This window comes from Corallococcus sp. CA047B, assembly GCF_003612065.1.
Taxonomy (GTDB): Bacteria; Myxococcota; Myxococcia; order Myxococcales; family Myxococcaceae; genus Corallococcus; species Corallococcus praedator.
Genome location: NZ_RAWD01000335.1, coordinates 1 through 9809, shown reverse-complemented (window position 1 = coordinate 9809; position 9809 = coordinate 1). Strand labels below are relative to the sequence as shown.

Annotated in this window: 9 protein-coding genes and 2 pseudogenes; 2 read left to right on the top strand and 9 right to left on the bottom strand. The window is 66.8% G+C overall.

Features of this window, described 5'->3' with window-relative positions; genetic code table 11:
• The 3 genes from D7X74_RS34540 to D7X74_RS34530 form a co-directional block, all read right to left on the bottom strand.
• Window positions 1–455: zinc-ribbon domain-containing protein (locus D7X74_RS34540; RefSeq protein WP_233602386.1), on the bottom strand; the 455-nt coding region annotated here is incomplete at its 3' end.
• 9 nt (window positions 456–464) lie between these two features.
• Window positions 465–851 (bottom strand): helix-hairpin-helix domain-containing protein, encoded by a 387-nt coding sequence (locus tag D7X74_RS34535; RefSeq protein ID WP_233602385.1) that lies wholly within the window; start codon window positions 849–851, stop codon window positions 465–467.
• A 32-nt stretch (window positions 852–883) separates the two neighbouring features.
• Window positions 884–2161 (bottom strand): aspartate kinase, encoded by a 1278-nt coding sequence (locus D7X74_RS34530; protein WP_120537253.1) that lies wholly within the window; start codon window positions 2159–2161, stop codon window positions 884–886.
• 144 nt (window positions 2162–2305) lie between these two features.
• Between D7X74_RS34530 and hutH the strand changes: the two genes are divergently transcribed.
• Together hutH and D7X74_RS34520 are read left to right on the top strand one after the other, a co-directional pair.
• Window positions 2306–3832, top strand: a complete 1527-nt coding sequence (gene hutH, locus D7X74_RS34525) for a histidine ammonia-lyase (protein WP_120537252.1) — start codon at window positions 2306–2308, stop codon at window positions 3830–3832.
• A 37-nt stretch (window positions 3833–3869) separates the two neighbouring features.
• Entirely contained in the window at window positions 3870–4352 is a 483-nt protein-coding gene (locus tag D7X74_RS34520; RefSeq protein ID WP_147446784.1) for a hypothetical protein, read from the top strand.
• Between the two features lie 171 nt (window positions 4353–4523).
• Here the strand turns inward: D7X74_RS34520 and D7X74_RS34515 are convergent.
• From D7X74_RS34515 to D7X74_RS34495, 6 genes and pseudogenes are all read right to left on the bottom strand, one after another.
• A pseudogene (locus tag D7X74_RS34515) lies at window positions 4524–4740 on the bottom strand (transposase domain-containing protein); the annotation flags it as partial.
• Between the two features lie 104 nt (window positions 4741–4844).
• Window positions 4845–5009 carry a hypothetical protein gene (locus D7X74_RS43760; protein WP_199741966.1) on the bottom strand — a complete coding sequence of 55 codons (165 nt, stop codon included), beginning with the start codon at window positions 5007–5009 and terminating at the stop codon, window positions 4845–4847.
• Window positions 5010–5589: 580 nt separating this feature from the next.
• Window positions 5590–5763, bottom strand: a complete 174-nt coding sequence (locus D7X74_RS43265; protein ID WP_158622342.1) for a hypothetical protein — start codon at window positions 5761–5763, stop codon at window positions 5590–5592.
• On the bottom strand, window positions 5760–7100 hold the full coding sequence (locus D7X74_RS34505) for a hypothetical protein (RefSeq protein ID WP_120537250.1): 1341 nt from the start codon (window positions 7098–7100) through the stop codon (window positions 5760–5762). The genes D7X74_RS43265 and D7X74_RS34505 overlap by 4 nt, the downstream gene beginning before the upstream one ends.
• Window positions 7097–9244 (bottom strand): hypothetical protein, encoded by a 2148-nt coding sequence (locus D7X74_RS34500; protein ID WP_120537249.1) that lies wholly within the window; start codon window positions 9242–9244, stop codon window positions 7097–7099. Before D7X74_RS34500 ends, D7X74_RS34505 begins: the two co-directional genes overlap by 4 nt.
• Window positions 9234–9809: pseudogene (locus tag D7X74_RS34495) on the bottom strand (hypothetical protein); the annotation flags it as partial. The gene D7X74_RS34500 and the pseudogene D7X74_RS34495, both read right to left, overlap by 11 nt.

Below are 9809 nucleotides of genomic sequence, written 5' to 3'. Positions count from 1 at the left end.
CCCCAGGCCATGGGCCCCACGGCCCCGAAGGCCCGCGTGTGGCCCATGGCCTGGGGAGGATGCACCCCGGACGTCGTGGTGCTCACCGGAGGCCGGGGCGCGCCCGCGACCGGAGCGATGGAAGGCGGAGGTGGAATGACGCCGGACGAGGTCAGCGGCCCGGAGGTCGGCGTCGGCTGAGGAACGAACGACCCGGTGGAGGTCGTCTGTCCCGCGAACAACTGCGTGGACTTGAGGCCAGCCCCCTCACCGCCAAAAATCTGCGTGGAAGACTGGGCACCCGAGCGGTCCGCGCCACCCGCGGGCGGAGGCTTCGGCGCGGGCGGAACGGCGCCCTGGGGCGAAGCCATGAAGACGTGACCACACCGCGTGCACTGCACCGAAGCGCCGCCGGGCGGCAGGAGTCGGGCATCCAGCACGTACTGCATCGAGCATTGCGGGCAGGAGATCTGCACCGGCTGTGCTTACCACACGCTCCCAGTGGCCGCCGCCGACTCCAGCACCGTGGCCGCCCGGAGGGTCTGCAACTTGGCGGAGCCCACGCCGGGCACCGCATCCACGTCGTCCCAGTTCGTGAACCGGCCCTGTTCCTCGCGGGCCATCACCAGCCGCCGAGCGAGGTCAGGCCCCACCCCGGGCACCAGGGCCAGCTCCGCTTCGGACGCGGCATTCAGGTCCAGCTTGAGCCCCAGCGCGAGCGCCCGGGCCCCCGTGGGCACGGTCCCCGGCCCGCAGGTGGCGAGGCCGGCGGAATCCAACCGCACGGCCTCCGGAGGGCAGTCGAGCGAGGGCTTCGCATCCGGCCAGCGCGCCCGGGCGACGACGCCCAGGGCGAGCAGGCCCAGCGACACCGCCGCGAGCGCGGACGTGCGCCCTGGCCGCCTCAGGCCTTCTGCCCGTGGAGTGCGTCGTTCTCGGACACGGTGGGGTGGTCCTTCACGGCGGGCGGCGCATCCAGCCCGAAGGCGGTGTGCAGCGCGCGCACGGCGAGCTCCGTGTACTTCGTGTGGATGACACACGACGTCTTGATCTCCGACGTGGAGATGAGCTGGATGTTGATGCCCTCCTGGGAGAGCGTCTGGAACATCCGGGCCGCGACGCCCGAGTGGTTGCGCATGCCCACGCCGACGATGGACACCTTGGCGATGGTGTCGTCCACCTCCACGCCGGTGGCGCCCACCTCCTGGGCCGCGAGCTTCACGACCTCATGGGCCTTGGCGAAGTCGGACTTGGCCACGGTGAAGGTGACGTCGGTGCGGCCGTCGCGCGACAGGTTCTGCACGATGAGGTCCACCACGATGTGCTTCGCGTCGAGCGCCCCGAAGAGCTTCGCCGCGGCGCCCGGCTGATCTGGCACGCCCACCACGGTGATCTTCGCCTCGTTCCTGTCGTAGGCGACACCTCGAACCAGCACGTCCTCCATGGATGCGTCCTCCTCGCAGACGAGCGTGCCGGGATCCTCGGTGAAGGAAGACTTCACCCAGAGGGGCACCTTGTACTTCATGGCGAATTCGACCGAGCGGATCTGCAACACCTTGGCGCCCAGGCTCGCCAGCTCCAGCATCTCTTCGTACGTGATGCGGTCCAGCTTGCGAGCGGCCGGGCAGACGTTGGGGTCGGTGGTGTAGACCCCATCGACGTCCGTGTAGATCTCACACGCATCCGCGTTGAGCGCCGCGGCCAGCGCGACGCCCGTGGTGTCGGAGCCGCCGCGGCCCAGCGTCGTGACGCTGCCCGTCTCGTCCACGCCCTGGAAGCCGGCGACGACGACGATCTGTTTCTTCGCGAGCGCGGCGCGGATGGGCTGGGCATCAATGCTCTTGATGCGTGCTTTGGAGAAGGTGCTGTCGGTGACGATGCGCACCTGGTGGCCGAGGAAGCTCACGGCCTCCCCGCCCTGCGCCTGGATGGCGAGCGCCACGAGGCCGATGGAGACCTGTTCGCCGGTGGCGACGACGACGTCCTGTTCGCGCTCGTTCGGCCGGTCGGTGATCTGGGCGACGAGTTTGAGCAGGCGGTTCGTCTCGCCGGACATGGCGGACACGACGACGACGACGTCATGGCCGGCCTTCTGGGCGGCGAGGCAGCGTCGGGCCACGTTCTTCATGCGCTCGGTGTCACCCACCGAGGTGCCGCCGTACTTCTGGACGATAAGGGCCAAGGGGCTCACGACCTCCCTGCACGGACGGGCGCAGGCTATATGGGCCCCGGGCCCCGGGTGTAAAGGGCCACTGCCACCCCGCCGCGATTCCGCTACCGTTCCCGGCGAAACCGACTTCAAGCCGCCAATCCGGAGCACCCTGACATGTCCCGCCCCCGCCTCCTCATCGATGGTGACACCCTGAAGCTGGAGGAGATCCTCCAGGTCTCCCGCCACGAAGTCACCGTCGAGCTGGCTCCCGAAGCCGCGAAGCGGGTGCAGGCCTCCCGCACCCTGGTGGACCGGGTGGCGGCCGGTGACACGCCGTCCTACGGCATCAACACGGGCTTCGGCACGCTGGCGGAGGTGCGCATCGACCGGAAGGACCTGCGCGACCTGCAGCGAAACCTCATCCTGTCGCACGCGTGCGGCGTGGGTCAGCCGCTGCCGCTGCCGGAAGCCCGCGTGCTGCTGCTGCTGCGGTGCAACGTGCTGGCGAAGGGCTTCTCCGGCATCCGGATGGAGACGCTGGGTCTGGCCATCGACATGCTGAACCGGGACGTGGTGCCGGTGGTGCCCGAGCGAGGCAGCGTGGGCGCCTCCGGAGACCTGGCCCCGCTGGCGCATCTGGCGCTGGTGTTGATTGGCGAGGGCGAGGCGTTCTTCGAGGGCGTGCGGATGCCGTCGAAGCAGGCGTTGGAGAAGGCGGGCCTGAAGCCGGTGGTGTTGGAGGCGAAGGAAGGCCTGACGCTGATCAACGGCACGCAGGCGATGTGCGCGGTGGGGACGCTGTTGCAGCTGCGAGCGGAAATGCTCGCGGACGTGGCGGACATCGCGGGAGCGATGACGGTGGAGGGCCTGCTGGGAAGCCACAAGCCGTTCCTGCCGGAGATCCACGCGGTGCGTCCGCACGCGGGCCAGAAGGCGGTGGCGGACCACCTGCGCCGGATTCTCAAGGGCAGCGAGCTGGTGGAGACGCACGTCAACTGCAGCAAGGTGCAGGACCCCTACAGCCTCCGGTGCATCCCGCAGGTGCACGGCTCGGCGCGCGAGGGCATCGCCTTCGCGCGCAAGATTCTGGAGGTGGAGGTGAACAGCGGGACGGACAACCCGCTGGTGTTCGCGGACACGGAGAACATCATCTCCGGCGGCAACTTCCACGGGCAGCCCATCTCCCTGGCGATGGACGTGGTGGCGATGTCGCTCACGCAGCTCTCCAGCATCAGCGAACGGCGCGTCGAGCAGATGGTGAACCCGTCCCTGTCGGGCCTGCCGGCGTTCCTGGCAAAGAACTCCGGGTTGAACTCCGGATTCATGATTGCCCAGGTGACTGCGGCGGCGCTGGTGGCCGAGTCGCGCATCCTGAGCCACCCCGCTTCCGTGGATTCGATTCCGTCCTCCGCGGGCCGTGAGGACCACGTGTCCATGGGCATGACGGCGGCGCTCAAGGGGCGCCAGGTGTCGGAGTTCGCGCGGTCGTGTCTTGCGATTGAGGTGCTGGTCGCGGCGCAGGCGCTGGACTTCCGTCAGCCGGTGAAGCCCGGCAAGGGCGTGCTGGCGGCCTATGAGCTGGTGCGCAGCAAGGTTCCGCACATGGACCGGGACCGCGAGCTGCATCACGACATCACGGCGGTCACGGCACTGGTGGAGTCCGGGGCGCTGCGCGAAGCGGTGAAGTCCGCCACCGCGTAGGAACTTCTACAAGCCCATTCGCAGCTCAGGAGGCCACATGAGACATGCCATTCCATTGATTCTTGTGTTGTCGACTGCCGGCCTCCTGCCTGCGGGGGCTGCGGACAAGTCCCAACCGACCGAGCTGAGTCTGAAGACAGGCGAGGTGCAGGTTTACGGATGGCACAACGGCAGCCTCGAGGTGTTCATTGTGGACAAAGAGGCTGCGCTCCATGTCTTCCTGCCGGACGCAAAGGGCTGTCAGCCAGAGTATCGGGGCTCGGTCGGAGAGAGCACGACTGTCGAACTCTACCGGGGCAAGGATGTCCGCACGGTCGTCCCATGGGGTGCTGTTCATCCGCCCCTTCCCGCCACCCACAGCCTTGAGAAGGCATCCGCTGGCGTCATCGAGTGCACGGCGAGCAAAGGTGCGGATGGAAAGCCCGGAGTCCGTATCACCCTGAAGAATCTGACCTTCACCCGCCACCACATCAGCAAGATGGGGCCTGTGGAAGCACCTCTGGGCGTCCGGCCCCCGTGACCACTCCCACGCCTCCAGTAAGGGGCCAGCGAGGGAGACAAGGACACACGACTGACGTTCAAACGTAGCCGTCCGGCCAACGACGTGCCGGAGGGCTTGAGGGTGGGCGTCAGCTGTGCTCGGCGAGCGCCGCGACGTGTTGATGGGTGAGGGGGATTGCCGTACGTGGGTTCAAGAAGCGTCGGCGACGCGAAGCCGCTTCCACTCGTGCGGCAGCAACTACCCGATGCGCGATTCGGGTGCGCCTGGACGCGCAGCAGCACGCCGCGAGGTATGCCTTGGGGTTGACGCCGTTGGCCTCGCAGGTGGCGATGAGGGCGTAGAACCCGGAGAGGTTCTCCCCTGCGGCTTCGTGGCCGACGAAGAGTTTCCCAGCAGCCAGTACCCGTTGTACCGGGGAGCTTACTCCAGCAGGGCCTGCCGGAGTCCATTTCCTGCGGCACTGACCGCTCACTGCGCCTCTTCGCTTCCTAGACGCACGCGACGTAAGGGTTACTTCTTCTTTTCAGGCGGCTTCACTGCCTCCTTGCGGATGGTGCCGATCTTCTTGTCACTCCGCGTGTCACGCCCATCCGGGTTCCGGATCGTTCCAGGAGGCAGCCCCTGCTTCTTCTCGAACGAGCCAACCGTCTGGTCGCTTCTCGTCTTCCGCGTCATGTATCTATCCTCCTGTAAAGGATGAACGGACAGTGCGTCCGGCCTCCCACTATCGAAAATACGATTGTCGTGCGTCAAGCACACGCGGCCTCCAGCAAGAGCATAAGACGCAGAGGGATTCTGTTGAGGGTGGCGGGCTGGAGCAGAGAGGACGAGGAGCGCCGCTTACGGGGTGCCCACGGCGAGTGCAAGGCTGGCCCCGGCGGAGGGCTACCCAGGCCGCAGGGTGTTGAGGCTCAAGCCGCCATCGCCAACAGGCCCGGGCCCCTGCCGCGCCCCTCGTGGGGGGGGGCGGCCTGGACAGGCGCGTACTCCAAGGGGGCTGCGCGGCCTCAACACCGGCCCGGCGCACAGTTCGTACGGCAGTCTCGGGTGCTCCAATATCGCTCGCCCCCCTCCCGCCTCCTTCACGTACGACAGAACCCGACGCCTGACTCCGCACCTAACGCAGGCGAACAGGTCCACCGCCGATGTGTAACCGTCCGGCCAACGACGTGCCGGATCGCTTGAAGATCGACGGGTGTCGTGCTCGGCGAGGGCCGCGACGGATTGAGAGGCGAGGCGGAAGGGATGCGCGGCTTCAGGAGTTGTCAGCGGAGCGCAGGCGCTTCCGTTCGTGCGGCAGCAGTTCGCCGATGCGAGCGTTCGGGTGCGTCTGGACGCGCAGCAGCACGTCGACGACGTAGCCCGTAATCGTCCGGCCAACGACGTGCTTAATCGATTTAAAGCTGCCGGGTGCGCAGCCCTCGCTCACGCTCGGTGTCGTTCGGCCTCGCGGTAGATCTGAGTCAAGGAGTAATCCAACAACGCCTGCCGGGAACCCAGGTATCGCTGGGCACGGACAAATGGAAGCCATACTCGGTTTCCTACGCGGACCTGCGCTTCCTCCAGTTTCTTCCGCGGTATCCACTGCCCGCCCAGTCGCCGGACCAAGACCTCGCCCAGGTACGCGCCCACGGCGGGCATGAGTTGCTCGTCGATTTTCCACCGCTCGAAGGTCTCCGGAAAGTTCCGGTCCCAGAGGTGGAAGTCAACGTCCGTCAGCGATTCGGGGGTCGTTTCGAAGACCGATGGCACCTGCGTGTGCAGGATCGCCACGAGGTGCTCGGCGAGAGTCGCATAGTGCTCACGGGCGTCGGCCGGATCCTGCACGTCCACAGGAAAGGCGGCGTTCGCGGGTAGCCACTCTTCCGGCTCGGGTGGCGGGCTGGCGTTGAACTCAGCGATCTTCCGCTGGCGCTCGCTGATCACGCACGCGCCCGTCACACGCGAGAGCAGCGGTTCCACATCCGGGTGGAAGCGTGGCTCCACGACGGCCAAGGTGGCGCTGCGGTCTCGCAAGGCAAGCAACACGGTGTCGACGTCGAGATCCGGCCGAAGGTGCGCCAGTGCCCGTGCCTGGGCCTGACGTGACTCCTCGCTGGCGAAGTCCGTGACGGTCGGCCACGTCACCAGGAGGACGCCGCCGCCAGGGAGTTCCTCTACAAGGTGCACAGGGGTGGACAGCATCCGCTCGCGCCCCACGGCTTCCACCAACGCAGGCCCAAAGACGTTGAGCCAATAGACCCCATAGATCTTGTCGAACCCATCCCTGATGGAGACCTGCATATCGCGGCCATAGTTGGGTGCGCCGGACAACTGTTCGTCCGCGTGACTGTGCGCCACAGCGTAGGTCACGGGATACCGGGACGCCCATGCACGAACCATGTCGATGAAGTTGCTACATCGCGCCTCCTCCGCAAATAATGAGAGCGGTTGCAGCATGAACTGAACATCCAACACTGGAGGGCTCGGAGAGAACCAGCTGCTGAATGTCATCTCCAACGCCGGCCTCGTCGTACGATACAGGCCGATGGCTACACCAACCTCGTCGCGTACCTCCATGAATGCCTTCCAGAAATTGGCTCGGCTGTATTTACGGTTACGCTTGCCCTGGACGACATTCGGCATCCACGGCCCTGCGGAAGCCTCCAGCGCATGAAGGAAGACTTCAAATTCACGCTCCACCGGCTCATGCGGATCGAAGGAGCCCCGAAACGAGAACTGGAGTCGATCCTCCATATTCGACTCATAGGGGTTCAGGATTTTCATTCGAAGGAAATCTCCACTTCCTTGACATGCATCCGAACGCGTTCCACTGCTGCGTTCAATTTATTGGAATTCTCGACGTAGACAGCGCCGTCCTCATAGATGAGACGAACCCTCTGGACTTGAAGGTGCACTCCATCGACTTCGGACTGGAGGGTGCGCCGACGGATGCTCAGCGTCTCACCGTAATATCGCAGCGCGGCGCTCGCGTCCGCATTCAACTGCGCCAACAGTTCCCGCTGAGTCAGCACCTGAAGGTCCCTGCTTTTGAAGCTGAACGTCTCCACGCGGGGCGGTTGGCCCGCAGGGGGCTCCGCTTCGATGACGAGCACGTCCGCGAAGCGGAGGTCCGCCTTCGCCACGCCCACATGCGTTTCGATGCGGGGCTGATTGAAGCCATGGAGCCACTTGCGTTGTGCCCGTGGAAGAGCCGCATCCTTCCGCAGCTTGACCACCATGGCTCGCTCGAATTCCATCCCCTTGGCGAAGGACCCGCGCAGCCGGTGGTAGTCCCTCCAGGTCAGGGGCCCCCGTGATTCTGTGCCCTGCCTGAGCTCCGCGACCCGCCGCTCGAAGTACACGACGTATTCACCCCAGCGCGGATGACCTTCGGCGCCCGGCTGCGGGGCCTCCAGCGAAGGCCGGTGTTTCTCCAGTTCCCGCACGTCGGATGTCAGGCGCCTGCCGGGCGCCTCCTGCTCCCACTGCACCCAGCGGGCTTCCACCGCTTCCCGCTCGAAGCCCGCCGCTTCGTGCACTCGGGCTACGACCGTGCTCGCTTCCTTCGCTGCACCGCTCCTCCCCGCCGTGGGTCCTGGCCGCTCGCGACTCCCCTCCGCCAGCAGCGCCTGCGCTTTCGCCGCACTGCCCTTCGCCTCGTACAGGACCAGCAGCCCGGCCTCGCCTGACTGGGCGGCGAACAGGGCATTTTCCCGACCCGCCTGGAGGTATCGGAAGAGGTCGCGAGCAGCGTCGACTCCAAGCTGCGATTGCAGTCGTCCCATCACACGCTTCAATCCCTCGGCGGACAGGGCCTCTGACAGGAGTCGCGTGCCCGTGCCCCTGGCATACAGCGCCACCATCAGCGCGGCGGGCGCCAGCTCCCGGGTGGCCTGTTCGTACCTTCCCTGTGCCAGGGCCTGCGCCCCCTGCCCCGTCCCGGCCGCCAGATGGAAGAAGCCCATCGGCACTCCGAACGTCAGATGGTCGAAGCTCCCCAATGCGATACTTCCCGGCGCGAAGCGCTCCGCCATCAGCGCCCTTTCCACCGCGTCGAGTGCTTCCTGATACGGGGGCGGCATGTGCCCACGCTTCGCGCTGAACTCCGTGTACAGAGGCCCGGCGAAGACGGGAATGGTGACAAGTGCGTCGCGGCCGGCTCGCCCCAGGCCTCGCAGCACATCACCGGCCTGCTCGGTCCGATCCGGGAAGTCCGACAGCTTCAGACCCCGTCGCTGCAATTCCTCTCGGACGGTGGGCATGCTTCCCAGCGTTTCACCGAGCTGCTTGTCACGGGCCAGCCGCTGGAGCACGTCGCGCAGCTCGTCGTCGAAGGCGGAGTGGACGATGAAGAGGGCGAACACCTCCGTCAGGGGGACGCCGTACTTCTCCGTCGCGGTGACAAGAAATCCCGCACGTTTGTGATTGAGGACTTTGGATGCCTCCGCGTCCAGCGGGCCAAGGGCCCCCAGCCGGACCGCATCCCAGTCCTTCAGCGACTCCACCAACCGGGGCATGTCCACCCCGTGCTGCATGGCCACGAACTCCGCGGGCGAGCCACATGCCAAGAACGGGGCGAGCACCTCCTGACTGGAGGAAAGGTGGGGCCAGCCGGGTGGCCGCTCCTGGCCTCCACACGTAAACACCTCCTCGCTGACTGTCTCGTCGGGGCTTGCTTCACCGACGATCGAGCCCTGCTCACGCTTCGGTCCACGTCGGCGACCCAGTCGCTCGGCGGCCCCTGGATCCAGGGACGAGGGCGCCGCGTCAGCGATGCCGCCTGCCGTGTGTCGCAGAACCTGCGCAGGGCGCGGCCCGGAGGCCCATGCATCAGGTCCAGGCCGGGAAGACAGCGTGACGCAGCCGGTGGTGAACAGGAGGACCATGCACAGCAGCCCCCACGCGCGCGACAGGGAGTCAGCGCACATGGTCAACCCCCATCCCAACAGCGACGAAGGCACCGGGACGAAGCGTCCCGTCCGGTGTCGGGTACAACAGCGTGCCACCCTGGCCCAGTGCGTACACCCTGCCCCCGAGGAAGCGCCAACGCCCCTCACCCGAGGCGAGGTAGCGCGTTCCCGGCTGACGCAGGCCCACCGCCAGGCCGCGCAGGGCCACTTCGACGGACCGGTGGAAGAGCTGCGCGGTCATCCGCACATCCGCATCCACGCGGCCCCAGGTGAAGACCTCGGCGGACATCGATAGACGCAGGTGCCGCTGCGCCAGCTCTCCCAGGCGCACCGCATCCCAGCCGAGGATCACCTCACCGAAGGCGGAGGACCCGTTGGGGAAGGACGCATCCGCCAGCGCCACTCCCGCTCCTCCCGCCACCCGGAAGCGTGCCAGTTCGTAGTCCGGGCCGAAGTACCCCTGTCGGAAGCCCCCGCGCTGCATGCGGACCTCCAGCCTCGCCTGCAAGTCCAGCGTCGGCGACACCGCATCCGCGCCCAGACCGGCCACCGCGCCCCATGCGCCCCCGGTTCCGAGCCGCCC